This is a genomic window from Streptomyces hyderabadensis, from assembly GCF_020404845.1.
In the GTDB taxonomy this organism is placed as follows: Bacteria; Actinomycetota; Actinomycetes; order Streptomycetales; family Streptomycetaceae; genus Streptomyces; species Streptomyces hyderabadensis.
Genome location: NZ_JAIOJZ010000081.1, coordinates 1 through 23,965, shown reverse-complemented (window position 1 = coordinate 23,965; position 23,965 = coordinate 1). Strand labels below are relative to the sequence as shown.

Sequence of the window (23,965 nt, the reverse complement as noted above, 5' to 3'; positions counted from 1 at the left end):
GACGTGCTGGTCGCCGACGTCTTCGGGGGCTCACGGGTGCCCGCGCACCTGACCTCCGTCGGTTACGTGCGCGAGGCGGCCCGGGTGCTGCGCGCCGACGGCGTGTACGTGGCCAACCTGGCCGACGCCACGCCGTTCGGCTTCCTGCGCGGCCAACTCGCCGGACTCGCCGCGTGCTTCGCGGAGCTGGCGCTGATCGCGGAACCCGCGGTGCTGCGCGGGCGCCGCTTCGGCAACGCGGTGCTCGTCGCCGCGCACCGCCCGCTGGACACCGCGGCGCTGGCCCGGCGCACCGCCGCCGACGCCTTCCCGGCCAGGGTCGTGCACGGGCCCGCCCTGCGGGACTTCACCGGCGACGCCCGGCCGGTGCGCGACGAGGACGCCGTACCGTCGCCCGAGCCGCCCGCCGGAGCCTTCGGCATCGGCTGAGCGGCGTACGGGCCGCGCGGTACGGGGGCGCTACGACTCGGTCGGCGGTTCCTCGGTGAGACGCACGGTGCTCAGGATCTTCTGGACCGTCGCCTCGGGGACCTCGTCCTTGACGCCCTTGGCGCCGTACAGGTTCCAGGTGACGAAGTCGCCCGCGCCGTTCTTGAACGCGAAGGTGATCGCCTTGCCCTCGGAGTCGCACTTGCCCTTCTGGGGCGTGCCCTGCGAGTACGCGGTGATGACGCTGCCCTTGATGCCGGACGCGGTCGTGTACGCCTTCGGCTTGCCGTACTTCACGCTCTTCTTGTCGGGCTGCGTGTAACCGCCGTAGATCCACCACGGCACCCGCGTCTCGGCCGCCTGGTCGGTGGTCTTGGCGCCGCTCTCACCGCGGGTGCCGGCGGTGGCGAGCGAGGTGCTCTCCTTGCGGCCGTCCTTGTTCTCGTCGGTCGTGCACCACTCGGACTTCAGATAGGCCGGAGCGGTGACGGTGGTGCGGTCGGTCTTGCCGTCCTCTTCCCACTCGAAGCCGACGCTGGTGTCGGTGCTCTCGATCTCCCAGTCCGCGGGCACGTCGAACATGGTGCCGAAGCGCGGGTTGGCGACGACCTTCCAGCCGTCGATGGTGGCCTTGGCCCCCTCGCCCCCGCGCGGGTTGTCGTCGGAGCCCGACGCGCTCGGGTCGGCGGTGGGGGACTCGGACTTCTCCACGCTCGGGCTGGCGGACGTCTTCTTGTCCTTGCCGTCGTCGGCCTTGTCGTCCTTGTCGCCGCCGAGCACCAGGAACCCGGTGACACCGGCGGCCACGACCACCGCGAGGGACGCGATGATCGCGACGAGCTTCGTCCGGTTGCCGCCGCCACCACCGCCGCCACCCGTCACCGGCTGCGGAACGGTGGCCGGCTGCGGCGTGCTCCACTGCTGCTGCCCGTACGCGCCGGGCTGCTGCTGGTAGCCGGGCTGCTGATACGGATTCGGCTGCTGGTACCCCGGCTGCTGGTACGGATTGTTCTGCGGGTTCTGCTCGCCCCCGGGCGGCTGCTGTCCTGGCCACATGAGCAGTCACCCTAATGCCGCCCAGGAAACGATTCGGTCACCGGCCCTTGTCAGGGACGTACCGAAACCGGGGAGGGCCTAGGCGTCCGACGGGGTGTACTCCCTGACGGTGGCCAGAATCTTGCGGACCGTGGCCTCGGGCACCTCGTCGGTCACGCCGGCCGCGCCGAAGAACGACCAGGACACGAAGTCGCCGTCGGCGGACTTGAAGGCGAAGGTGGTCGCCTTGCCGTTCACGTCGCACTTGCCCTTCTTCGCCACCCCGGACGACCGGGAGGTGGCCACGCTGCCCTCGATGCCGGAGGCGGTGGTGAACGACGTGACCGGTCCCGTCGAGACCTTGTCCCGGTCCGGCTGCGCGAAGGCCCCGTAGACCCAGGTGGCGGAGTCGTTCCGGGCGATCTCCTCGGTGCTCCGGGCCCCGTTGTTGCCGCGGGTGCCCGCAGTGGCCAGGGGCGTGTGCTCGACCGAGCCGTCCCGGTCGTCGTCCGACCCGCACCACTTCTCCTTCAGGACGGCGGGGGCCTTCATGGCGACCAGGGGCTTCTCCTCGGGATCGTCGTCCTCGGCGACATAGGTGACCCAGTCGCGCGACTGCGGTACCCAGGACGCCGGTACGTCGAAGGCGAGGCCGTGGTCGGGGTTGGCCACGACGGTCCAGCCCTCGACGGTGGGCTTCGGGGCGTCGCCGCCGCCGCGCGGGTCGTCGGCGGCGGACGCGGCCGGGGAGAAGGCGGCGGGGGAGGAGGTGCCGGGTCCGGGCGATGCTTCGTCGTCCTCGCCCCCGCCCAGCAGGACGGTCCCGGTCACGGCGGCGGCGACCACCACGACCGCAGCGGCGGCGATCGCCAGCAGCTTGGTGCGGCCGTTGCCGGGGCCACGGCCCGGCGGTCCGCCGGCCGTGACCGTGGGCGCGTTCCAGGGGGCCGGCTGCTGCTGTCCCGCGTACGGCGGCTGCTGCTGGTAGCCGGGCTGCCGGTACGGGTTGGGCTGCCGCGGGTCCGGACCGCCGGTGGATGACTGCTCTCCTGGCCACATGGGCGCCCAGCATACGGCGATCTTCCCGGGTCCCTGGCCCTGGAAGCTACTCGCGGGTAACCTGCCGTCATGAGCGCAGATCAGATGTCGATCGGCGAGTTGCTCGCCGCTACGGTGCCGATGGTCAGGACCCTGAACCTCGAGTACCTGGAGACCACCCCGGAGAAGGCCGTCCTTGCCCTCCCGGACCAGAGCGAGTACCGCAACCACGTCGGCGGACCGCACGCCGGAGCCATGTTCACACTGGGCGAGTCGGCCAGCGGCGCGATCGTGCTGGCCGCATTCGGCGACCAGCTCTCCCGCGCGGTGCCGCTGCCGGTCACCGCGGAGATCGCCTTCAAGAAGATCGCCCTCGGCCCGGTCACCGCCACCGCGACCCTCGGCCGCCCCGCCGCGGAGGTCGTCGCCGAACTGGACGCGGGCAGCCGCCCCGAGTTCCCGGTGAGCGTCGCCATCCAGCGCGAGGACGGAGCCGTGACCGGTGAGATGACCGTCATATGGACCCTGCGCCCCAACAGCTGACCCCCGCCGACCCGGTACGCTTCCCGGTGCGCCTCGATCGAGGCGCACCGGGAACAGGTATCCGAAGCGGAGGGTGGGGCGTTGCACGTCCAGGAATGGCTCGACACGGTGCCCGCGGCGGCCGTCTACGCCGTCGTCGCGCTGGTCATCGGTCTGGAGAGCCTGGGCATTCCGCTGCCCGGCGAGATCATCCTGGTGTCGGCGGCCCTGCTGTCGTCGCAGCACGGCGGGATCGACCCGCTGGTCCTCGGCGCCTGCGCCAGCGCGGGCGCGGTGATCGGCGACTCCATCGGCTACGCCATCGGGCGCAAGGGCGGCCGGCCCCTGCTGGCCTGGCTGGGCAGGAAGTTCCCCAAGCACTTCAGCGAGGGGCACGTCGCCACCGCCGAGCGGTCCTTCCAGAAGTGGGGCATGTGGGCCGTCTTCTTCGGCCGCTTCGTCGCCCTGCTGCGCATCTTCGCGGGCCCGCTCGCCGGTGTGCTGCGGATGCCGTACTGGAAGTTCCTGATCGCCAACGTCCTCGGCGGCATCGTCTGGGCGGGCGGCACCACCGCCGTCATCTACTACGTCGGCGTCGTCGCGGAGGACTGGCTCAAGCGCTTCTCCTGGCTGGGCCTGGTGGTGGCCGTCCTGATCGGCATCGCCTCCATGCTGATCGTCAAGCGCAGGGCGGGCAGGACCCAGCCGGAGGCCGAGCCGGTCGTCGCCGGGGAGTGAGGCGCGCCCCGAAAGGGGCGCGGGGAACTGCGCGACCAGCCACAGACGGCCCGCAGTCGGCGTCTCAGCGAGCCTCCCTCACCGCATCCCGATGCTCCCCAGCCAGCGCCGCGTACATCGTGCCGTTCAGCGTGACCCCCTGACGCTCCTCCTCCGTCAGCTCCCGCTTCACCTTCGCCGGCACCCCCGCCACCAGCGACCCCGGCGGCACCCGCATCCCCTGCGGGACCAGCGCCTGGGCCGCGACCAGTGAACCCGCGCCGATCACCGCGCCGTTGAGGACCGTGGCGCCCATGCCGATCAGGCAGTCGTCCTCGACGGTGGCCCCGTGCACCACGGCGTTGTGCCCGATGGAGACCCGCTCGCCGACGGTGACGGGGAAGCCGGGGTCGGCGTGGAGCGTGCAGTTGTCCTGGACGTTGCTGTCCGCGCCGACGGTGATCCGCTCGACGTCGCCGCGCAGCACCGCCCCGTACCAGACGCTCGCCCCGGCGTGCAGCGTCACGTCCCCGACGACCGAGGACGTCGGCGCCACGAAGGCCGCGGCGTCCACCTCGGGGTCCTTGCCGCCGATGCCCGTGATCAGCGCCTTCTGCGTCATCTTCGCCTCCTGCTCGGGTGTCGTAGGGCACCGTACGCCACCCGGTGGGGTGAAGATCACAGCCCTCCCGCGTCCTGGCCGCACCGCACGCGGACTACCGTGAGCGCGTGCCGAAGCGCAAGAACACGTTCTCGTCCTGGCGGAGCCGCCTCGCGCAGCGGGCCGTCCACGCGGGCTGGGCCTGGGTGCAGCGCACCGGTTCCGTCACCGCCGAACACCCCGGACGGTTCCGCTTCGGCGCGCTGGGCACGGGCACCCGCCTCGCCTTCCCGCTCGGCACGGTCTTCGGCGAGCCCTGGATCCACGTCGGCGCGCACTGCATCATCGGCGAGCAGGTCACGCTGACCGCCGGGCTCATGCCCGACCTCGACCTCGGACCCGAGCCGATCCTGCGCATCGGCGACGGTGTCGTCCTCGGCCGCGGCAGCCACATCATCGCGGACACCACCGTCACCATCGCCGGCGACTGCTACTTCGGCCCGTACGTCTACGTCACCTCCACCAACCACTCCTACGACGACCCGCACCAGCCCATCGGCAAGCAGTGGCCGCGGATGGACCCGGTGGAGATCGGCCCCGGCTGCTGGATCGGCACCGGCGCGGTGATCCTGCCCGGCGCGCGGATCGGACGGAACGTGGTCGTGGCCGCCGGTGCCGTGGTCCGGGGCACGGTCCCCGACCACGCCGTGGTGGCGGGCGCCCCGGCCCGCGTCGTACGGCGCTGGACCCCCGCCGAGGGCTGGCAGCCGCCGCTGCGGACCCCGGCTCCGGTGCCGATCCCCGACGGGATCACGCCGGGGGAGCTGCGCGAGCTGTCCAAGCTGGACGACGCGGCGGTGGCCCGGCTCGCCGAGCTGGACGAGGATCCCGGGCGCGCCCCGGACCGGCTCGCGGAACCGGCCGCGGAGGGCTGACGGAGCGGCTCGCGGGCGACGACCGAGCGCGCTGTCATGATCCGGTCGCCTCGCAGTAAGGTTCGGTGGACCTCCGGGTGCGGTACGCACCTGCACGCACCTGTACGAGTCCCTGGACGGAACGTGGCGGACCTCGACCTGCTGACCCAGTCACTGGCGCGCAACGTCAAGCGCTGGCGCACCGAGCGCGGGTTCACCCTGGAGGCGCTCGCGGCGCGCGCCGGGGTCAGCCGCGGCATGCTCATCCAGATCGAGCAGGCGCGCACCAACCCCAGCCTCGGCACCGTGGTGAAGATCGGCGACGCCCTCGGCGTCAGCATCACCACGCTGCTCGACTGGGAGCAGGGCCCCACGGTCCGCGTCATCCCCGCCGAACAGGCCGTCCGCCTCTGGCACACCGACGCCGGCAGCTTCAGCCGGCTCCTCGCCGGAGTGGAGGCGCCCGGCCCGCTGGAGATGTGGGAATGGCGGCTGATGCCCGGCGAGCACAGCCCCTCCGACCCGCATCCCACGGGCACGGTCGAGCTGGTGCACGTCACGTCGGGTGAACTCGCCCTCACCGTCGACGGGGTGACCCACCGCGTGCCGACGGGCGCGAGCGCCTCCTTCGCGTCCGACACCCCGCACACCTACGGCAACGACGGCGACGCGCCGATGGAGATGATCATGGCGGTCTCGGTGCCGCCCGTCCGCTGAGACGGCCGTACTTCCGGGCCCCGGCAGTTGTTAGCGTGCCGCCATGCACGCACCCATCGGGAACTTCGACAACGCCACGCCCGCCCCGGACTGCCTCGACGAACTGACCCGCCCGGTCGCCGACGCCGTGCGCCACTGGAGCGGCACCGTGCCGGCCGACCAGATCCTCTACGTCGACACCGAACCGGACTGGGCCGACACCGCCACCTTCGTCGAGCACTACGGCCGAGAGCTGCTCGAACAGTCCGCCAACTGCGTGGTGGTCACCGGCAAGCGGGGCGGCGGCACGACACTGGCCGCCTGCGTCGTGCTCTCCACCACCCGGGTCGACGTCAACGGCGTCGTGCGCCGTCACCTCGGGGCGCGCAAGGCCTCCTTCGCGCCGATGGACACCGCCACCGGGGAGACCGGCATGGAGTACGGCGGCATCACTCCGGTCGGCCTGCCCGGTGACTGGCCGGTGCTGGTGGACTCGGCCGTCGCCGACCTGCCGTACGTGCTCGTGGGCAGCGGGCGCCGGCGCGGCAAACTGCTCGTGCCGGGCAAGGCCTTCGCGGAGCTGCCCGGTGCCGAGGTCATGGAGGGGCTGGGCGTCGCCTGACCGTCACGCACGGGCGTGGTGGGCGATCGCCAGGTGCGGATCCGCCTCGCCCGGGGACGGCGCCGGGTCGGCGTGGACCAGGGCGGCGGTGAGCCGCGGCACCGCGTGCAGCAGGGCGTGCTCGGCCGTCACGGCGATGCGGTGGGCCTCGCGGACCGTCGCCTCGCCGTCCACCACCAGCGCGACCTCGGCACGCAGCCGGTGCCCGATCCAGCGCAGCCGCAGCTCGCCCACCCCGCTCACGCCGGGGATCTGGTCCAGCACCTGCTCCGCCCGGTCCACCAGCGCCGGGTCGACCGCGTCCATCAGCCGCCGGAACACCTCGCGGGCCGCGTCCCGCAGGACCAGGGCGATCGCGGCCGTGATCGCCAGCCCCACGAGGGGGTCGGCGAGCTGCAGGCCGAGTGCCGCACCCCCGGCGCCCAGCAGCACCGCCAGGGACGTGTAGCCGTCGGTGCGGGCGTGCAGCCCGTCCGCGACCAGCGCGGCGGAGCCGATCTCCCGGCCCACGCGGATCCGGTGGCGGGCCACCCACTCGTTGCCGGCGAAGCCGACCAGGGCGGCGACGGCGACCGCCGGGACGTGCGCGACCGGGCGCGGGTCCAGCAGCCGGTCCACCGCCGTCCACGCCGTGAGCACCGCGGAGGCGGCGATCGTCAGGACGATCACCACACCGGCCAGGTCCTCCGCCCGCCCGTAGCCGTAGGTGAAGCGCCGGGTGGCCGCGCGCCTGCCCAGGACGAAGGCGATGCCGAGCGGCACGGCGGTCAGCGCGTCCGCGGTGTTGTGCACCGTGTCGCCGAGCAGCGCCACCGATCCGGAGACCGCCACCACGGCCGCCTGTGCCAGCGCCGTCGCGCCCAGCACCACCAGCGACACCCACAGGGCGCGCAGCCCACGGGCCGAGGACTCCAGGGCCGGGTCCAGTTTGTCGGCGCTCTCGTGGGAATGGGGGGTGAGCCGGTGTGCGAGGCGGTGCGTCCGGCGGCGCCAGCGGGCGGCGGGGGAGCCGCCGGGGCGCCGGCCCTCGTGGGGGTGATGGTGATGGTGCCGGTGCGGGTCGCTCATGGGTGCCCCTTCCGGTGCGTGCCGCGGTGCCCCGGTCGTCCGGGCGCCGGTGCGGTGGGTGGACGTGGGCCGTCCACGAGGCCATTATGTGCGTATGAGCGCACGCATGCACCTGTCACCTGCGGACGATGTGCACCCGCGCACACCGGGCGAGGAGCAGTTCGCGCTCGCCGCCGAGATCCTCGCTCTGCTCGGCGACCGCACCCGCCTGACCCTGCTGCACGCCCTGACCGGCGGCGAGGCGGACGTCAGCACCCTCACCGAGGTCTGCGCGGCGGCCCGTCCGGCGGTCAGCCAGCACCTGGCCCGGCTGCGCCTGGCGGGGCTGGTCGACACCCGCAAGGAGGGCCGCCGGGTCGTGTACTCGCTGCGCGACGGGCATCTGCGCCGCCTGGTCGACGAGGCGCTGAACGTGGCCGACCACCGGCTCGGCGGCCGGCCGCCGCACGACTGAGTGACCGGCCGCCGCACGACTGGGCGACCCGCCGTCCCCGGCCGCCGGGCCCTCAGCCGGTGGTCCGCACGCCGAGGTACCGCTCGGCGAACTCCGCCGCCGCGACCGGCGAGTCGAACAGGCGGCGCAGCCGGGCCAGCGAGGCGCCCGCGCGGTACGCGTCGCCCGACGCCGTGCCGTGGTACACCTCCGCGAGCCACTGGGAGAACTCCTGGTAGTCCCACGCCCGCCGGAGACACGCGGCCGAGTAGCCGGACAGCCCGGAGTCGTCGCCCGTGAGGAACGCGACCAGTCCGTCGCCGAGCAGGAAGGCGTCGTGCAGGGCGAGGTTCAGGCCCTTGGCGGCGATCGGCGCGGTCAGGTGCGCCGCGTCCCCGGCCAGGAAGAGCCGTCCGAAGGCCATCGGCTCGACCACGTAGCTGTGCATGTCGAGCACGCGCTTCTCGATCAGCCGCCCCTCCGTGAGCGGGGGCGCGCCCGCCGCGCCCAGCCGCTCCCGCAGCTCGGCCCAGACACGTGTGTGCGGCCAGTTCGCCGGGTCGTCGCCCGGCGGGCACTGCAGGTAGTAGCGGGTCACCTCGGGGCTGCGCGCCATGTGCCCGGCGAAGCCCCGCGGATGCATGCCGAACACCACGCAGTCCGCGGACGGCGGCGCCTCGGCCAGCAGTGCCAGCCAGCCCACGCCGTAGTCGTGCCGGGCGAGGCGGACCCGCCCGGGAGGCAGCGACGCCCGCGTCACCCCGCGCGCACCGTCGCAGCCCGCGACGAAGTCCGCCGTCACGACCCGGCGTTCACCGGACTCCGGGCACACGTACGACACCGACGGCCGTCCGGAGTCGAGGCCGTGCAGGCGTACGTCCCGGACGCCGAACCGGATCTCGCCGCCCCGCACGTCCGCGTACTCCCGCAGCAGGTCCGTGACCAGGAACTGCTGTGGATAGATGAAGTGATGATGTCCCGTCAGCCCGGTGTACGCGAAGCGGTAGCGCTCCCCGGCGAACCGGAACTCGCACTCGGTGTGGGTCTGCGCCCGCTCCAGCAGGGTCCGGGCCAGCCCGCGCCGCTCCAGGCCGCGCACGGCCCACTCCTCGACGACCCCCGCCCGCGGCCGGTGCTCGACGCACTCACGGGTCTCCGTCTCCAGCACCAGGCAGTCGGCACCGGCGGCGCGCAGGATGTTGCCGACGGTCAGCCCGGCCGGACCCGCACCCACCACGACGACGGAACGGCCTTTGCCGTCAAGGGCGTTGGCGTGGGGGGAAGGTGCTCTCACCCGGGACATTATGTCGGTGGCGCGCGGGCCGGGGAACGCTCGCGACGGCCCGCACCGCGGGAAAACACCTGGCGGGTCACGAGCGGCGTGGCTATGCTCCCCGCGATGACTACTCCTCCTGTCGGCAGATTGGGGGACCCGTCCGCGCAAGGTGAGTGCTGATGGCCACTCACCTCGGGTACGGGGACTTCGAATCCCGCCTTTCCTTCTGGCGGCGCGTGCGCAGGTTCGCCGTGCCGCCCTCCATGATCGAGACCGCGACCGCCCGCCGCCGTGCCGGGGACTGGGCCGGCGCGTGCGCCGCCGCGGCCGTCGACGTCGACCTCGACCTGCGTTCTTCGGCGCGCACCCACGGCCAGGCCCTCGCCGCCCGGCTCCGCGCCGACCTGCGGCACCTCGCTCCCGACCTGCTGCGCTGGCACCTGCCGAGGATCGCCCCGGACGGGCTGCTGCGCCCGGGGCTGACGCTCACCCTGGCCCGGTACGACACCGAGGGCGGCGACGGCGTACACCCGGTGCACCTCGTCGTCCGTACCCCGCCCGCCTGGGCGGACGGCGGCCAGCGCATCAGCCTGGCGCTGTGGGACGGTTCGGGCCGGGACTCCGGAACCGCGCGGCATCCGCATCCCCGGCCCAGTCGGCGTTTCCGGCTCGACCTGCACCGTCACCTGTGGGACGCGCGCAGGACCGATGAGCTGCGCGTCCGCTCGGGCGCCGACCTGCCGCCGCCCGCGACGCCGCCCGGCCCGGGGAACGCCCGGGTGCGGGTGCCGTACGGACGGTGCTGTGCCTTCGACCGGTGGGAGGCCGAGGCACGCATCCTGCTCCGGGCCGAGGGCACCGGTACCGCGACGGTCGTCGTACGGGTGGGGGCCGGGCGGCGGCTCGCCCTGGAGGTGGCCGCGGCCGGCCCGCCCCCGTCCGCACCGCGGATCGTCGCGGCACCCGCCGGCGGCGCCTCGTCCGCGCTGCCGGTGCTCCCCGACGCCGCCACCTGGGTGCTGCCCGACCTGGAGCTGGTCCGCGCCGGCGCCATCGAGGCCGACCGGCTGCACCCGCTGGTCGCCCCCGCCCTGGTGCCCGGCCACGTCCCCGCCGCGCCCCGGACGCCGGACCCGGTGTCGGGCCCGCGGATCGTGGACTGCCGGGGAGCCCGGCACCGGATCGGCTTCGTCGACGGAGCGCTGTCGGCCCTGGACCACGATCCGGCCGAGGTCCGCCGGGAGGAACTGCTCGCCGCGCTGACCGGCACGCCGCTGCCCTGCTTCCAGGCGATCGACGAGGCGCACCGGCGTCCGGAGTGCCTCCCCGACATCCGAGAGCGGCTCAACCACGGGGACACCGCCGGTGCCCTCGCCGCCGTGGAGAGCCTGCTGGGTCCCGCCGCCCGCCTGCGGGACGGCACCCTGCGGGACTGCCTGGAAGCGGCCGCACAGCGCCGGATCGCCCACGGCATGTTCCGCGCGGGCCTCGGCGAGCCCGCTCCGGGAGGCCGCTTCCCGGAGCGGCACCGGCCCCGCACGGGCCGCTCCCACCCCCGCCACGCCACCTTCGACTGACCCCTCCGGGGATCACGGGCGTCGGTGCCTGTGCCGAACCGCCCCCGCGCCGAGGCTCCCTCCGCCGAGCCTCCCCGCCCCGACCCCTTCCCCGACCAACCCCCAGGTGATGACACATGACGACTTGCGCCCCCGCCGTGCCCTCCCGGCTCGACGTCGCCGGTGACCTGCTGGCGCTGCTGCGCGCCACGACCACCGAACCGCGGCCCGACATCCAACTGGAGGCACTCACCCTCGCCGTGGCCGCCGACCTCCCCGTGCTGCTGTGGGGCGAGCCCGGGATCGGCAAGACCGCGGCCCTCACCCAGCTCGCCACCGCCCTGGACCTCCCGCTGACCACCGTGATCGCGAGCGTGCACGAGCCGTCCGACTTCTCCGGGCTCCCCGTCGTCGGCGACGACCCCGCGGAGCAGGGCGTGCCGATGGCCCCGCCGGACTGGGCCGTGCGCCTGGTGCGGGCCGGCCGGGGACTGCTGTTCCTCGACGAGTTGTCCACCGCGCCGCCCGCCGTGCAGGCGGCACTGCTCCGGCTCGTCCTGGAACGGCGGATCGGCGCGCTGCGGCTGCCGCCCGGCGTCCGGATCGTGGCCGCCGCCAACCCGAAGTCCTCGGCGGCCGACGGCTGGGAGCTGAGCCCGCCCCTGGCCAACCGGTTCGTCCATCTCCAGTGGACCCACGACCATGACGTCGTCGTACGAGGACTCGGCGGGACCTGGCCCCGGGCGACCCTGCCGAGCCTCGACCCGTCCCGGCTGGAAGCGGCGGTGCGCCACGCGCGCCGGGCGGTGTGCGAGTTCCTCACCGCCCGCCCCTCACTCGTGCACCGGCTGCCCGGCGGCGAGACCCGCCGGGGCGGCGCCTGGCCGTCGCCCCGCAGCTGGGAGATGACCCTGGGCCTGATCGCCTTCGCGACCGCGGCCGGCTCGTCCAGGGAAGTGCTCTCCCTGCTGGTGCGCGGGACCGTGGGCGACGGACCCGGCCTCGAACTGATGGCGAGCCTGGACCGGATGGACCTCCCGGACCCCGAGGCACTGCTGGCCGATCCGGCGGGCGCCGAGCTGCCCGAACGGGGCGACCTCCGCCAGGCCGTGCTGGACGGGGTGGTGGCCGCGGTACGCAATCGGCCGGAGAAGTCCCGGTGGGACGCGGCCTGGGCACTGCTGGCCCGGGCGATGGAGACCGGCGCGCCGGACGTCGTGGTCGTTCCGGCGACGACACTCGCCACGCTGCGGCGGCAGGACTGGGACGTCCCGGCCTCGATCGACCGGCTCGCCGGGGCCATGTCCCTCTCCCGGCGCGCGGACCGCGCCGCCGACCGCGCGGCGGCCCGGATCGCGGGCGCCGCGAAGGCGGACCGATGAAGCACCCGACGCACTCGACGCACTCGATGCACCCGAAGCAGATGAAGCAGGGGACGCGGCCGACGCGGCCGCAACAGCGGACACGGCCGACGCACCCGACGCAGCTCCGGGTGCGCATCGACCTCGACAAGCTCTACGCCGCCCGGCTGCACGCCGCCCGCGCCCGGCCCTACCTGGCCACGGCCCTGTTCGCCCTGCACGTCGTCCCCTCGCGCAGGGTGCCGACGATGGCCGTCGACCGCTACTGGCGCTGCTACGCGTCACCGGTCTTCGTGGACCGCACACCCGTGGAGGAGCTGGCCGGAGTCTGGGTGCACGAGGTCTCGCACCTGCTGCGCGACCACCACGGGCGCAGCGACCGGGTGGCACGCGAGCGCGGGCTGACCGGCCCGGCGGAACGGCTGCGGATGAACATCGCCGCGGACTGCGAGATCAACGACGACGTGTTCGGCGACGGCCTGGTCCGTCCCGAGGGCGCGGTTGACCCGGATTTCCTGCGGCTGCCCGAGGGGCAGCTCATGGAGGACTACCTGCGCCAGTTCCGGCTCGGGCGGCTCACCGAGAGCCTGGCCTGGCTGGACTGCGGCAGCGGGGCCGACGGCCTCGAACGGGAGTGGGACCTCGGTCCGGACGGCGCGGCCGGACTCAGCGATCAGGAACGGGACGCGGTGCGCCTCCGGGTGGCCCGGGGCATCAACGCCGCCCCGGGAAGCGCCCCGAAGGGCTGGCGGCGGTGGGCGGAGCAGGTGTTCCACCCGCCGCAGCCCTGGCGCGAGTTGCTGGGTGCCGCGGTCCGCTCGGCGACCTCCTCGGGCGGCGCGGGCGAGGACTACACGTACGGTCGGCCATCCCGCCGCTCGGCCGGCACACCCGGTGTGGTGCTGCCCAGCCTGCGGCGCCGGCCGCCCCGGGTCGCCGTGGTCGTCGACACCTCGGGATCGGTCAGCGACGCCGAACTGGGCAGCGCGCTCCTGGAGGTCGCAGCCATCGCCCGCGCCGTCGGCGGCCGACGCGATCTGGTCAGCGTGGTGCCGTGCGACGCGGCGGCCGGCCTCGCGCACTCGCTGTGCCGGGAGGAGGGAATCGAGCTGGTGGGCGGCGGTGGCACGGACCTGCGCACCGGCTTCGCGAAGGCACTCGCGGGGCGTCCCGCGCCGGACGCCGTCGTGGTGCTGACCGACGGGCAGACGCCCTGGCCGGACACGCGGCCGGCGTGCCGGACGGTGGTCGGTCTGTTCCCCCGGGAGCGGGCGGGCGGCTCCTCGGACGAGGACGACCCCGACTACGTCCCCGACGCACCGCCCGACTGGGCCCGCGTGGTCGTCATCGAGTCCGGTCCGGGCGGGTCCGGGTGAGCCGCGGGCCCGGTCAGCCCAGCCGCGGGATCTCGATCGCCGGGCACCGGTCCATGACCATCTCCAGGCCCGCGGCCCTGGTCCGCCCGTACGCCGCCTCGTCGACCACGCCGAGCTGGAACCAGACCGCCCGGGCGCCCTTGGCGACCGCCTCGTCGGCGACCGGACCGGCCAGCTCGCTGTTGACGAAGACGTCGACGACGTCCACGTCGAACGGGATGTCCGCGAGCGAGGCGTACCCCTGCTCGCCGTGCACCGTCTCCGCTTTGGGATGCACGGGCACGACGCGCTTGCCGAAGCGCTGCAGCACCTCGGCGACGCCGTACGCGGCGCGCTGCCGGTTGTTCGACAGGCCCACCACGGCCCAGGTGTCGCCCAGCTCGGTGAGGATCTTGCGGACGGTTGCCTCGTCGCCGTACACCGGCGGCCTCCTCGCGCTCCCGGGCGGCCCGCGGGTCGGGCCGTCCCGTCCGCACAACGGACGGCGACGTGCGTGGATTCCCCGTGCGCCGGGCGGGGTGCGGCGCGCGCCCCGGTGCGCCGCCGCGCCGTCCCGCCTACGCTCGCCCCGTGCTGCGCATCATCGACGCCCGTACCGGAGAACCCGCCCCCGCCGCGCCCGCCCGCCGGGCCCCGACCCGAGTCGAGGCGCACGTGCCGGGGGGCGACGCCACCGCCCTGCGCGTGCTCCTGGTCGCGGACCTCCTGGTGCGCGCCCTGGAACTCGACGGCACGCCCGCGTGGGCGGTGCTGACCGGTACGGCGGAACCGGACCGGCTGCGCAAGGACGCCGCCGCCCTCGGCATCCGGCCCTTCGAGGACGGCGCCGCCACCGGACAGGGACCGGGCACGGGACAGCGCGTCCGCGTCGTGGCCGACGTCGTGGCCGAAGGGGCGGACGAGGGCGGGGACGGGGGAGCCCGGGACGTGACGACGGTCGCCGTCGCCCCCGTGCACCCCGCCGTTCCCGACCTCGCCGACCCCGACGCCGTGCGCCTCGCCCTGCTGGAGCGGCACCACCACGCGCGCGTGGAGCTGGACGCGGCCGCGCTGGACGGGTCCCGGGAGACCCTCGCCCGGCTGCGCCGCGCGGTCGCCGACTGGGCCCGGCACCCCTCGCGTCCCGTCCCGGACGAGGTGCGCGACCGGCTGCGGGCCGCCTGGGAGGACGACCTGGACGCCCCCGGGGTGCTGGGCGTCCTGCGCCAGGTGGCGACCGGCCCCGGCCTGCCGGACGGAGCCCGGTTCGAGATCTGTGCGTACGCCGACCGGTTCCTCGGCCTCCATCTCACCCGGGACGTCGGCTCCCCGCCGTGACCGGGCTCGCCGCCGGGGACCGCGCCGACGCCCCCGGGGAGCCCGGCGCGGCGAGCGCATAGGCTGGCCGGATGCAGGACGAGTACCGCACGGTCGCCCGCGCGGGTGTGCACGAGACCGAGATCAACCGCTCGCGCTTCCTGTGCGCCCTCGCCCCGGCCGCCACCGAACAGGACGCCCAGGCGTTCATCGCGGGCGTGCGCAAGGAGCACGCGGACGCCACCCACAACTGCTGGGCCTACGTCATCGGCGCCGACGCCGCCGTCCAGAAGGCGAGCGACGACGGCGAGCCGGGAGGCACCGCGGGCGTCCCGATGCTCCAGATGCTGCTGCGCCGCGACATGCGGTACGTCGTCGCCGTCGTCACCCGCTACTACGGCGGCGTCAAGCTCGGCGCGGGCGGCCTCATCCGCGCCTACGGCGGCGCGGTCGGCGAGGCCCTGGACGACCTCGGCACCCTGACCCGGCGCCGGTTCCGCCTGGCCACGGTGACCGTCGACCACCAGCGGGCCGGCAAGCTCCAGAACGACCTGCGCACCGCCGGCCGCGCGGTGCGCGACGTGCGCTACGGCGAGGCCGTCACCATCGAGGTCGGCCTGCCCGAGGCCGACCTGGACACCTTCCGCTCCTGGCTGGCGGACGCCACCGCGGGCTCGGCCGGGTTCGAACTGGGCGGAGAGGCCTACGGCGACGCCTGACAACGGCGCAGGACAAGACGGACAACCGGGCCGTACCGGGTGGTAAGGGAACGCCGGTGACGGGCGAAACGGAAGTTACCGCCCGGGCTGTCCGACCCTCCCGTCAGCCTCTGAGCCTCCGGCTGACGAGGGTGCTCACCCCTCCGGCAGTGTGGTCTCCAGAGGGTCGAGGAACGCGCCGCGCTGGTCCCGCGCCCACGTGCGGAAGGAACGAGCAGGGCGGCCGAGGATGCGCTCGACGTCGTCGGTGACCACCGCGTTGCCGCCGTCACGGACGAGTTGGAATCCGCGGACGGCGACGTCGACCACGGAGGGGTGCAGACCGTTGGCGAGCATGTGTTCACGGGCCACGTCGAGCGGGATGTCGACCGTACTGATCGGGCGGCCGAGCAGCTCGGACAGATGTGCGACCTGGTCGGGAACGCTGATCAGGTCGGGGCCGGTCAGAGTGACGGCCGCGGCGTCGTGTTCGTCGTCGAGCAGGGCCTCCACTGCCACCTCGGCCACGTCGCGGGGGTCGACGACGCCCTGCGTGCGGCAGCGGCCTTGTCGGCACGAGCCCGCGCCACGCCGCTCCCGGCCGGAACGGCGGCGGACCTGGTCCGCCGGGCGTCCGTCGAGCTGTCGCCGGAGGAGGGGCACGCACCTCCACGAGTCGGCGAACTGGCGCGGCACCTCGGCGTCAGCGAACGGCACCTGCGCAATGCCTTCACGACACATGTGGGCATCTCGCCGAAGCAGTTCGCCAGGCTCGCCCGGGTCCGGAGTGTCGTCCCTGGGCTGCGCCGCGCACCCTTGGCCCGTCTGGCCGGCGACGCGGGCTACTGCGACCAGTCGCACATGACCGCACACTTCCGCGAGGTCATGCAGGTGACGCCAACCGCGTTCGCCGCCGGACGCCTCCCCGCTGTTCCCTGCTGAGGGCTGTCCGGCACGAGGCCGTCACACGCAGTCCCGCACCGCGGCACTCACGACGTCTTGTATCCGGCCGTTTCGGCGATCCAGTCGATGAAGTCGCCGGCGTCCTCGTTGGCGCCGTGGCCCGCGTCCCAGTAGTAGAGGTGACTGACGTCGTCGCCCAGTTGGCCGGCTGCGGCGGCCAGGTTGGCGGACACGGTGAGCGAGGTGTCGGAGTCCGAGCTGCCGAGTCGAATCCACCAGTGCCGGCTACGGCCCGGGTTGGGCTTGTCGACCAGGTGGAACATGGGGTTCATCAGCCGCAGCTTCTCGGGGATGTCACCGGCGAGGCGGGCGGTGGCCCCCTTGTCCTTGCGCAGGCTGTAGAGGGTGAAGTGGCGGTACTGCTCCGTTCCCTCGCCGAATTCGTTGTTGATGTCGCCGGACATGGCGTCGGAGGAGTCGGTGGGGAAGGTGAACAGGTCGAAGGCCGGGGCGTCCTTCTTCCGGGCGCCGACGTGGGTGAGGAAGCGTTCCCAGGTGAAGGCGGCGTTCTTGCCGTTCCAGGTGATGAACGTGTTCTTCGCCAGGTACGTCGTGCGTTCGGTCTCGGAGAGGCCCGAGAGGTACGTGGTGGCCGACGGCTGGAGATACGTCCTGAGCAGGTAGTCGTCGTAGTTGCGGGCGGTGAGTGGGCCGAAGCCGCCCAGGCCGCGCAGCTTCAGGGCCGCCTGGTACTCGACGAACTGGGACTTCAGTCCCTTGGAGACGGTCTGGTCGACCTGCTCGCCGGTACTGAGCCTGTTGGTGCCCCAGTTCCACTCGTAGGCGCCGTCGGCGTGCTCCAGGTCGGTGATCGGGCACCAGGCGCCGGTCGCGAAGATCGCGTCGGAGGCGTCGGCGGCGCCGATGTCCTCGAGGTACTTCTCGTAGAGGGGGCTGTCGCCGGACGCGCCGAGCAGCGCGGAGAGGGCACCGCCGGCGCTGGTTCCGGTGGAGAAGATGCGTTCCACGTTCCCGGGGACGCGCCCCTTGTTGGCGCGCAGATAGCGGACGGCGGCCTTCAGGTCGACGATGGCGGCCGGGGCGGTGCCGTAGTACTCACCCGCGCTGTTCTTCAGGGTGCGCCCGCGCGCCCCCGGCTCCACGACCACGTACCCCGCAACGAGGCCGAGCTGCGGCAGGTTGACCATCTTGCCGCCCGCGAGCTGTGCGGAGCTGCCGGACTCGGTACCGGACCCGGAGGACGTGGAGGGTGCGGCCGAGGCGCTCGGGGCGTCGTCGGGGGCGGGACCGCCGCCCATGCCGCCGCCCACGCCGGTGGCCTCGGCGACCGACGAAGGCATGTACCCGCCGACCGAGTTGGCGAAGAGGATGGGGGCACCGGACGCGTCCACCGACTTGCCGTCGATCTTGACGGGCACGCTGATGTTCAGGCTCTGGTACTTCTCGTCGACGGGCTTGGTGACGTAGGTGATCGCCCGGTAGAAGCGGTAGGTCACCTCATGCTCGTCACCTGCGGCATCCGCGACGGTCGTCGTCAGCGTGGTGAAGGCCTCCTGGTCGAAGACCAGAGCATTTGACTCGGTGGGACCGCCCTTCGTGCTCTCGGCCTGCGCGGTCAGCGCGACGCCGCCGATCGCCGCGACCCCCGCCGTCGCACCGATTCCCACCACGACACTCCTGCGCCTGACTGCCCTGTGCTTCACGTCGAGGTCCTCCTGAGTCCGTACGGGCTTGCGTTTGCGAACCTAATTCAAGTGTCGACGGAAGTGTCAACAATCAGCTCGATTCACAGGGAAGGCATGGCTTCGCCGGTCTTGCACAGCGGAACACGAGGGTGGGTTCGTGGCTGATGCAGAGACCAGAGGACCTCAGGGGTCGCTTTATCGACGAGTGAGCGTGTCGGGAGGACGGAATCAGAGCGGCTCCGCGTGGTGAGTCAGGACGACCGGTTCCAGGCAGAATGTCATGAATTGCACCCCTACTCGGTCGATAGAACACTGACTCGCAAGAAGAGCCACGGGAACTCCGGCGTCCGAGGAATGAGGATCATGGTTGAGCAGCGCACGGTCACTCACGTCGTCGTGGTCGACGAGGACGTCGATCCCTTCGACACCGAGGACGTGCTCTGGGCGATGACCACCCGCTTCCAGGCCGACAAGGACCTGGTCGTCCTGCCCGGCGTCGCCGGACACGTCCTCGACCCCTCCCAGACCCCGCAGTACAACCCGGCCCTGCCCGCCAAGGGCGTCACCGCCAAGATGGTCTACGACGCCACCAGGCCCTACCGTCTGCGCGAGATGTTCACCCGGGCCGAGTTCCGAGACGTCGATCCACGGCCCTGGTACCCCGACTACCAGGAATGACCTGCCCCGTCGGCCGTCGGCTCGCCGCCGTCCCACGACCGCCGCCCACCGAGGCGGCTCATCATCCGCAGGCGTCCTTCCAGTAGCCTGTCCGACGAGGTCGAGCACCTGCGGGTTTCGCGCGTCGGCCGCCTCCGCCGCCCACAGGTCCACCCCGGAGGTTCTCACGTGAGTCCGCATCCCTCACTCGGTGACCTGCCGGGGCCCGCGGACGAAGTGGTCCGCTGCCTGCCGGGCCTGGCCGTGTTCCGGGCGGTGGCCAGGGCCCGGACGCTGTCGGAGGCCGCCGCCGCGTTGTACAAGTCGACCGCCAGCGTTTCCCGCGCGATGAGCGAGCTGGAAGCGGTGTTCGGCACGGCGCTGGTCGAACGGACGCGCCGCGGCACCGTACTGACACCGGCCGGCCGACTTGTCCTGGCGCGTGCGGACCGGATCGACGAGGAGCTTTCGGCCGCGGCGACGAACCTCGCGCGGTACCGGCCGGAGCCCGGGAGTGAGGTGCTGGACGCCCTGACGCGACGCCTGTACGACGGACGGCACCTGCAACTGGTCGTCCGCCTCGTGAACCTGCGTACCGTCTCCGCCGCCGCCGCTGCGCTCGCGATGACCCAGTCCGGGGCGAGCATGGCGCTGTCCCGGCTGGAGAGCGCGCTCGGTCTGCGTCTGTTCCGGCGCACGGCGGCCGGGATGGTGCCGTTCGACCGCACCAACGTCCTGGTCGCCCATGCCAAGCGCGCACTGGCCGAGTTGCGGCACCTCACCTCGGACCTCGCCTCGACGGACGGCGGCACGCGGGGGACGGTCGTCATCGGCACGGTTCCGCCGGGCCGGACACACGTGATGCCGATGGCCGTCGTCGACGCCGTCGGCCGCCATCCGGAGCTGTGTGTGACGACCGTCGAAGGACACGTCGAGCAGCTCCTGGCCGGTCTGCGCGACGGTGACATCGACGTGGTCGTCGGCGTACCGCCGACACCGTCGACGACCGTCGACCTCGCCGTCGAGCCGCTGTTCGAGGACGACCTGGTCGTCCTAGCCCGCGCCCGGCACCGGCTGGCCGACCGCGACCGGATCCCCATGGAGGAGGTCGTCGACGAGGCATGGATCCTGCCGCGGGCCGTGTCGCCGAGCCGGCGCCTCTTCGACGACGCGTTCGTGGCGCGCGGGCTGCGCCCCCCACGCGCGACGGTCGAGTCCGCCGACCTCGCGGTCCTGCGCCAGATGCTCGCGACCAGCGACACCCTGGCGTTCGCGTCCGCCCGGCAGCTCCGCTTCGAGCTGGACTCCGGACTGGTGACGCGGCTGCCCGTCGACCTGCCCGCGCTGGCCCGCCAGGTCCACCTCGTACTGCGGCGGGGCGCGTTGCTGTCCCCGGCGACCGCCGCGCTCGTGGCCTGCCTTCGGGTCCGAGGCACCCAGGCCCGGTGACGTGTCGTCCGGCGGCAGGCGAAGGCGTCGTGGTGACAACAGCTGATGCCCCGTTGCGCACGCGTGATTGTCCCTGTTCCGGGGTCCGGGTGCGGCGTTAGGTTCGTGGTTCCCGACGATCGGAGAGGTTCGGTCATGAGTGACGACTACGAGGTCGTGTGGCCCAGCGGCCAGCGTATGCACGACGGCAAGGGTCTGGCCCGCCGGCTGGAGTCCCTGGAAGGCAAGCGGGTCGCCGAGCTGTGGGACTGGGTCTTCAAGGGCGACCAGATGTTCGAGATCTGGGAACGTGAGCTGAGCGAGCGCTACCCGGGCATCGAGTTCGTGAGCTGGCGTGAGTTCGGCGAGATTCACGGTGCCAACGAGCACCAGGTGCTGGCGGAGCTGCCGGAGAAGCTGCGGGCCATGAAGGTGGACGCCGTCATCTGCGGCGTCGGCTGTTGAGGCTCCTGCACGGCCGCCGTGACGCGTGCCAGCGCCCTGGTTGAGAAACTGGGAATTCCGACGGTGACCGTCCTGTGCGGCGGTTTCGTCAAGCAGGGGCAGTTGACTGCCAAGGGCCTGGGGCTGCCCAATCTGCCTCACTCGATCCACCCCGGACACGTCAACCTCGTGGACGACGCCACGCTGGAACAGAACGTCGCCGGGCCCATGCTCCAGCAGGTCGTCGACGGCCTGACCGTCCAGCCCGCCGAGGCCGGCTTCACCCGGGAGCCCGCCAAGAGGGACATCGTCTTCAGCGGCACCTTCGAGGAGGTCAACGAACACTTCATCGCCAACGAGTGGAGCGACTCGATGCCGATCGTCCCGCCGACGATCGAAAAGGTCGAGCAGTTCCTGCGCTTCACCGACCGCTCTCCCGACGAGGTGCTCGGACGGCTGCTTCCCGACTCCCGGGAGGCGACGATCTGGAACATCGCTGTCAACGGCGTGATGTCCGGCTGCAGGCCGGAGTACATGCCGGTGCTGGTGGCGATCGTCGAGGCGATGGTCGACCCGAAGTTCGGTCATGAGCACCTCGGGCACACACCCGGTACCGAGACGCTGATCATCGTCAACGGGCGCATCATCAAGGAACTGGAGTTCAACTACACGCAGGCCGCGCTGCGCACGGGATTCCGTGCGAACACGACCATCGGCCGATTCTGGCGGATGTACATGCGCAACGCCTGCGGGTTCCTGCCGCACAAGACGGACAAGGGCTGCTTCGGCGGCAACTTCCGCGTCGTGCTGGCGGAGAACGAGGACGCGGTGACCAGTATGGGCTGGCAGCCGCACAGTGTGGACGAGGGGTACGAGGCCGGGGACAACCTCGTCACCATCACCGCCTGCACGGAGATGACCCAGGCCATCGAGGTGGGAGATCCGTCCGCGGAGCAGATCCTCAGGAACATCGAGGCCCGCATGGCGGACAACCACATGTTCATCCAGTTCTTCTTCCGCGGCATGATCACCCGTCCGACGATCGTGCTCACTCCGGCCGTCCTGAAGGTCCTCACCGACCAGGGCTGGACGAAGCAGGCCGTACGCCAGCACTTCTACGACTACGCGAAACTGCGGGTCAGCAGGCTCAGCGGCATGATCGTCGAGCGCTTCTACAAGGGCATCAGGCAAGGCAACTGGCCCGAGCAGCTCGGGACGTCGATGGAACTCGAACGTGACATCCAGATGGTGTCCTCGCCTGACGACTTCATCATCGTCGTCAGCGGTGACCCGGACCGGGACCACGTCGAGATCGGCTCCGGCAACGGCTATATCGGGTTCCCGGTGACCAAGCGCATCGAGACCCCGGCCGCGTGGGAGGAACTCCTCGGCGGCCGCTGACGCTCCGGCGGGAGGGCAGGGGGCCGGTCCCACGGGACCGGCCCCTTTTCTCACACCCTCACTCGACGAACCCGCGCGACCGCAGGGTCAGATAGGCCACGGCGGTTGCCACCAGCACCCCTGAGGAGGCCAGGAAGACCATGCCGATGCCGGTCAGCCCAGCCAGGGCACCCAGCGCGACCGCTCCCACCGCCTGGGAGAGGTCCATGGCCATGAAGAACGTGGAGTTCGCCAGACCGCGCTGGGCCCGGTCGGCCGCCAGGACGGCGAGCGCGTTGATGCCGGGCTGGGCGGTTCCCATGCCCAGCCCGTAACAGGCTCCGCCGGCCATCAGCACCGGAAGGTTGGGCGACCAGAAGACGAGCAGCAGGGCGACCGCGACGAGCACGATGCCGGGGGCGATGGTCCACGCGGTCCCGAAGCGCCGCTGCGTCCGGCCCGCGGTGAGCCGGGCGAGGGCCAGCGTCAGCGCACTGGCCGTGAAGAACGGGCCCGGGTTGGAGATGCCGTGGTCGGCCGTGTGGGCCGCCATGAAGGTGTTCACGGACGTGGCGCCCGTCATGACGAAGAACATGACGAGCGCGGGGCGCCAGGCGTTCTTCTCCACGATCCGGCCCCACCAGGGAGTACCCGCTGCGGCGGAGGCGGGCGGTGGGCCAGGCAATGGTCCCTTGTCCGCGAACTTCAGCGGCAGCCGCGCCAGTACGTTGGCGGCGCTGAGGGCGAAGACGACGAGGAACGCCGTCCGGTACCCGTAGGTGTCCTTCACGGCGAAGGCGAGCCAGGGAGCGAAGAGCTGGGCGACGGTCTGCTCCACACCGAGGTAGCCGATCCCCTCCGACATCCGGCTCTCCGGGATCAGGTCGGTGGCGAGCGTCATCACGGCGGTGCCGTTGAGACTGAAGCCCACCCCTTGCAGGGCCCGGACCAGGAGCAGCAGCCAGACCGGCAGCGAGAGCGCGTACAGACCGGTGGTGGCGCAGTACAGCACCGACCCGCACACCATCACGACGTACCGGCCCCGGGTGTCGACGAGCCGGCCGGACACGGGCCTGACCAGGACGGCCGCCAGCATGTAGAAGGTGACGGTCAGGCTGGCAGTGGTCGTGGAGACGCCGCGGTCGAGGGCGTACAGCGGCATGAGCGTGACCAGCATGTAGGTGCCGACACGCAGGAACCCGTTGGCCATCATCAGGCTGACGAAGGGGACCGTGAAGATGGGTTCCTTCGCCTGGTCGGCGGGTGGTGCAGCGGCCATGGGTGTCACACGCCTTCGAGTATAGTTTGCTTGCCGGTAAGCAACTATAATCAGCCGGACAGGCGGACACCGACTGGTAAAGTCCGCGGCGCTTGCCGGCAGGCAACCGAACATGGAGCACTGAGGACGTGGACGAAGAATTGATGACCCGTCTGCGGCGGGCCGTCAGCCGCATCTCCCGCCAGCTGAACGATTCGGCGAGCGACGAGGGACTCACTCCGTCGGAAGCGACCATCCTGGGGGTGGTCGCGCGCAGCGGGCCGGTCAGCCTGCCCGAACTGGCCCGCGGCGAAGGGCTGAACCCGACCATGCTGTCGCGGATCGTCGGCAAGATGGACCGCGCGGGCCTGATCACCCGGCTGCGGGACCCCAGTGATCGTCGCAGCGCCCAGGTCAGCGTGACCGAGCACGGCCGGAAGGTCGAGGCCCGGATCAGGGCGGGCCGCGCTGCGGCGGTCGCCCGCACCGTGCAGGCGCTCAGTGACGAGCAGCAGCGGGAGTTGACACAGGCGGTGCCGGCTCTGGAGGCG

26 protein-coding genes are annotated in these 23,965 nt (G+C 72.6%); 17 read left to right on the top strand and 9 right to left on the bottom strand.

Annotated elements, in window-relative coordinates:
* Positions 1–429 (top strand): polyamine aminopropyltransferase (locus K7854_RS34790; RefSeq protein WP_505016456.1); only part of this gene is annotated, 429 nt, incomplete at its 5' end.
* 30 nt (positions 430–459) lie between these two features.
* Here the strand turns inward: K7854_RS34790 and K7854_RS34785 are convergent.
* The gene (locus tag K7854_RS34785) at positions 460–1,485 is read right to left on the bottom strand and encodes a DUF8017 domain-containing protein (RefSeq protein WP_226030545.1); all 1,026 of its coding nucleotides are present in this window, start codon (positions 1,483–1,485) and stop codon (positions 460–462) included.
* Positions 1,486–1,563: 78 nt separating this feature from the next.
* Complete coding sequence (locus K7854_RS34780) at positions 1,564–2,523, bottom strand: DUF8017 domain-containing protein (RefSeq protein ID WP_226030544.1); 960 nt, start codon at positions 2,521–2,523, stop codon at positions 1,564–1,566.
* A gap of 84 nt (positions 2,524–2,607) precedes the next feature.
* Between K7854_RS34780 and K7854_RS34775 the strand changes: the two genes are divergently transcribed.
* Both K7854_RS34775 and K7854_RS34770 read left to right on the top strand, forming a co-directional pair.
* Complete coding sequence (locus K7854_RS34775) at positions 2,608–3,045, top strand: DUF4442 domain-containing protein (protein WP_109030208.1); 438 nt, start codon at positions 2,608–2,610, stop codon at positions 3,043–3,045.
* Between the two features lie 81 nt (positions 3,046–3,126).
* Complete coding sequence (locus K7854_RS34770; protein WP_226030543.1) at positions 3,127–3,762, top strand: DedA family protein; 636 nt, start codon at positions 3,127–3,129, stop codon at positions 3,760–3,762.
* 64 nt (positions 3,763–3,826) lie between these two features.
* Here the strand turns inward: K7854_RS34770 and K7854_RS34765 are convergent, their stop codons facing one another.
* Complete coding sequence (locus K7854_RS34765; RefSeq protein WP_226030542.1) at positions 3,827–4,363, bottom strand: gamma carbonic anhydrase family protein; 537 nt, start codon at positions 4,361–4,363, stop codon at positions 3,827–3,829.
* A gap of 107 nt (positions 4,364–4,470) precedes the next feature.
* On the opposite strand from K7854_RS34765, the gene K7854_RS34760 reads away from it, so the two are divergent.
* The 3 genes from K7854_RS34760 (at position 4,471) to K7854_RS34750 (ending at position 6,574) form a co-directional block, all read left to right on the top strand.
* A complete protein-coding gene (locus K7854_RS34760) occupies positions 4,471–5,277 on the top strand; it encodes an acyltransferase (RefSeq protein ID WP_226030541.1) in 807 nt (268 codons plus the stop codon).
* A gap of 123 nt (positions 5,278–5,400) precedes the next feature.
* Positions 5,401–5,973 (top strand): helix-turn-helix domain-containing protein, encoded by a 573-nt coding sequence (locus K7854_RS34755; protein ID WP_226030540.1) that lies wholly within the window; start codon positions 5,401–5,403, stop codon positions 5,971–5,973.
* A gap of 43 nt (positions 5,974–6,016) precedes the next feature.
* Positions 6,017–6,574, top strand: coding sequence for a YbaK/EbsC family protein (locus K7854_RS34750; RefSeq protein WP_226030539.1), 558 nt, complete (start codon positions 6,017–6,019; stop codon positions 6,572–6,574).
* Positions 6,575–6,577: 3 nt separating this feature from the next.
* Here K7854_RS34750 and K7854_RS34745 read toward each other — a convergent pair whose 3' ends face one another.
* Positions 6,578–7,642, bottom strand: coding sequence for a cation diffusion facilitator family transporter (locus tag K7854_RS34745; RefSeq protein ID WP_226030538.1), 1,065 nt, complete (start codon positions 7,640–7,642; stop codon positions 6,578–6,580).
* 94 nt (positions 7,643–7,736) lie between these two features.
* Between K7854_RS34745 and K7854_RS34740 the strand changes: the two genes are divergently transcribed.
* The gene (locus K7854_RS34740) at positions 7,737–8,096 is read left to right on the top strand and encodes an ArsR/SmtB family transcription factor (RefSeq protein ID WP_226030537.1); all 360 of its coding nucleotides are present in this window, start codon (positions 7,737–7,739) and stop codon (positions 8,094–8,096) included.
* 52 nt (positions 8,097–8,148) lie between these two features.
* Here K7854_RS34740 and K7854_RS34735 read toward each other — a convergent pair whose 3' ends face one another.
* On the bottom strand, positions 8,149–9,369 hold the full coding sequence (locus K7854_RS34735; RefSeq protein ID WP_345606003.1) for a 4-hydroxybenzoate 3-monooxygenase: 1,221 nt from the start codon (positions 9,367–9,369) through the stop codon (positions 8,149–8,151).
* Positions 9,370–9,530: 161 nt separating this feature from the next.
* Here K7854_RS34735 and K7854_RS34730 point away from each other — a divergent pair, with 161 nt between their 5' ends.
* The 3 genes from K7854_RS34730 to K7854_RS34720 all read left to right on the top strand — a co-directional run bounded on the left by K7854_RS34730 (position 9,531) and on the right by K7854_RS34720 (position 13,644).
* Positions 9,531–10,928: a hypothetical protein gene (locus K7854_RS34730; protein WP_226030535.1), complete on the top strand. Its 1,398-nt coding sequence runs from the start codon at positions 9,531–9,533 to the stop codon at positions 10,926–10,928.
* Between the two features lie 116 nt (positions 10,929–11,044).
* The gene (locus tag K7854_RS34725) at positions 11,045–12,289 is read left to right on the top strand and encodes an AAA family ATPase (RefSeq protein ID WP_226030534.1); all 1,245 of its coding nucleotides are present in this window, start codon (positions 11,045–11,047) and stop codon (positions 12,287–12,289) included.
* A complete protein-coding gene (locus K7854_RS34720; protein ID WP_226030533.1) occupies positions 12,286–13,644 on the top strand; it encodes a vWA domain-containing protein in 1,359 nt (452 codons plus the stop codon). Before K7854_RS34725 ends, K7854_RS34720 begins: the two co-directional genes overlap by 4 nt.
* A gap of 13 nt (positions 13,645–13,657) precedes the next feature.
* Here the strand turns inward: K7854_RS34720 and K7854_RS34715 are convergent, their stop codons facing one another.
* A complete protein-coding gene (locus K7854_RS34715) occupies positions 13,658–14,065 on the bottom strand; it encodes a CoA-binding protein (protein ID WP_226030532.1) in 408 nt (135 codons plus the stop codon).
* Between the two features lie 149 nt (positions 14,066–14,214).
* On the opposite strand from K7854_RS34715, the gene K7854_RS34710 reads away from it, so the two are divergent.
* On the top strand, positions 14,215–14,961 hold the full coding sequence (locus K7854_RS34710; RefSeq protein ID WP_226030531.1) for a hypothetical protein: 747 nt from the start codon (positions 14,215–14,217) through the stop codon (positions 14,959–14,961).
* Between the two features lie 71 nt (positions 14,962–15,032).
* A complete protein-coding gene (locus K7854_RS34705) occupies positions 15,033–15,659 on the top strand; it encodes a YigZ family protein (RefSeq protein ID WP_226030530.1) in 627 nt (208 codons plus the stop codon).
* Between the two features lie 135 nt (positions 15,660–15,794).
* Here K7854_RS34705 and K7854_RS34700 read toward each other — a convergent pair whose 3' ends face one another.
* Positions 15,795–16,166 (bottom strand): Rossmann-fold NAD(P)-binding domain-containing protein, encoded by a 372-nt coding sequence (locus K7854_RS34700; RefSeq protein ID WP_226030529.1) that lies wholly within the window; start codon positions 16,164–16,166, stop codon positions 15,795–15,797.
* 39 nt (positions 16,167–16,205) lie between these two features.
* Between K7854_RS34700 and K7854_RS34695 the strand changes: the two genes are divergently transcribed.
* The gene (locus K7854_RS34695; protein ID WP_226030528.1) at positions 16,206–16,580 is read left to right on the top strand and encodes a helix-turn-helix domain-containing protein; all 375 of its coding nucleotides are present in this window, start codon (positions 16,206–16,208) and stop codon (positions 16,578–16,580) included.
* Positions 16,581–16,627: 47 nt separating this feature from the next.
* Here the strand turns inward: K7854_RS34695 and K7854_RS34690 are convergent, their stop codons facing one another.
* Positions 16,628–18,229 carry a subtype B tannase gene (locus tag K7854_RS34690; RefSeq protein ID WP_226030527.1) on the bottom strand — a complete coding sequence of 534 codons (1,602 nt, stop codon included), beginning with the start codon at positions 18,227–18,229 and terminating at the stop codon, positions 16,628–16,630.
* A gap of 381 nt (positions 18,230–18,610) precedes the next feature.
* On the opposite strand from K7854_RS34690, the gene K7854_RS34685 reads away from it, so the two are divergent.
* The 3 genes from K7854_RS34685 to K7854_RS34670 all read left to right on the top strand — a co-directional run bounded on the left by K7854_RS34685 (position 18,611) and on the right by K7854_RS34670 (position 22,177).
* Complete coding sequence (locus tag K7854_RS34685; RefSeq protein WP_226030526.1) at positions 18,611–18,925, top strand: UbiD family decarboxylase domain-containing protein; 315 nt, start codon at positions 18,611–18,613, stop codon at positions 18,923–18,925.
* Positions 18,926–19,093: 168 nt separating this feature from the next.
* Positions 19,094–20,353: a LysR family transcriptional regulator gene (locus K7854_RS34680; RefSeq protein ID WP_226030525.1), complete on the top strand. Its 1,260-nt coding sequence runs from the start codon at positions 19,094–19,096 to the stop codon at positions 20,351–20,353.
* Between the two features lie 45 nt (positions 20,354–20,398).
* Positions 20,399–22,177, top strand: coding sequence for a UGSC family (seleno)protein (locus tag K7854_RS34670; RefSeq protein ID WP_443732439.1), 1,779 nt, complete (start codon positions 20,399–20,401; stop codon positions 22,175–22,177).
* A gap of 58 nt (positions 22,178–22,235) precedes the next feature.
* On the opposite strand, the gene K7854_RS34665 is transcribed toward K7854_RS34670, so the two are convergent.
* Positions 22,236–23,435, bottom strand: coding sequence for an MFS transporter (locus K7854_RS34665; RefSeq protein WP_226030522.1), 1,200 nt, complete (start codon positions 23,433–23,435; stop codon positions 22,236–22,238).
* Positions 23,436–23,563: 128 nt separating this feature from the next.
* On the opposite strand from K7854_RS34665, the gene K7854_RS34660 reads away from it, so the two are divergent.
* A partial coding sequence (locus K7854_RS34660) for a MarR family winged helix-turn-helix transcriptional regulator (RefSeq protein ID WP_226030521.1) occupies positions 23,564–23,965 on the top strand: 402 nt, incomplete at its 3' end.

Coding starts and splice junctions, on each gene's coding strand:
- K7854_RS34745 (WP_226030538.1), bottom strand. CDS start 7,642: ATGAGCGACCCGCACCGGCACCATCACCATCACCCCCACGAGGGCCGG.
- K7854_RS34685 (WP_226030526.1), top strand. CDS start 18,611: ATGGTTGAGCAGCGCACGGTCACTCACGTCGTCGTGGTCGACGAGGAC.
- K7854_RS34730 (WP_226030535.1), top strand. CDS start 9,531: ATGGCCACTCACCTCGGGTACGGGGACTTCGAATCCCGCCTTTCCTTC.
- K7854_RS34750 (WP_226030539.1), top strand. CDS start 6,017: ATGCACGCACCCATCGGGAACTTCGACAACGCCACGCCCGCCCCGGAC.
- K7854_RS34705 (WP_226030530.1), top strand. CDS start 15,033: ATGCAGGACGAGTACCGCACGGTCGCCCGCGCGGGTGTGCACGAGACC.
- K7854_RS34765 (WP_226030542.1), bottom strand. CDS start 4,363: ATGACGCAGAAGGCGCTGATCACGGGCATCGGCGGCAAGGACCCCGAG.
- K7854_RS34720 (WP_226030533.1), top strand. CDS start 12,286: ATGAAGCACCCGACGCACTCGACGCACTCGATGCACCCGAAGCAGATG.
- K7854_RS34725 (WP_226030534.1), top strand. CDS start 11,045: ATGACGACTTGCGCCCCCGCCGTGCCCTCCCGGCTCGACGTCGCCGGT.
- K7854_RS34665 (WP_226030522.1), bottom strand. CDS start 23,435: ATGGCCGCTGCACCACCCGCCGACCAGGCGAAGGAACCCATCTTCACG.
- K7854_RS34740 (WP_226030537.1), top strand. CDS start 7,737: ATGAGCGCACGCATGCACCTGTCACCTGCGGACGATGTGCACCCGCGC.
- K7854_RS34780 (WP_226030544.1), bottom strand. CDS start 2,523: ATGTGGCCAGGAGAGCAGTCATCCACCGGCGGTCCGGACCCGCGGCAG.
- K7854_RS34775 (WP_109030208.1), top strand. CDS start 2,608: ATGTCGATCGGCGAGTTGCTCGCCGCTACGGTGCCGATGGTCAGGACC.
- K7854_RS34785 (WP_226030545.1), bottom strand. CDS start 1,485: ATGTGGCCAGGACAGCAGCCGCCCGGGGGCGAGCAGAACCCGCAGAAC.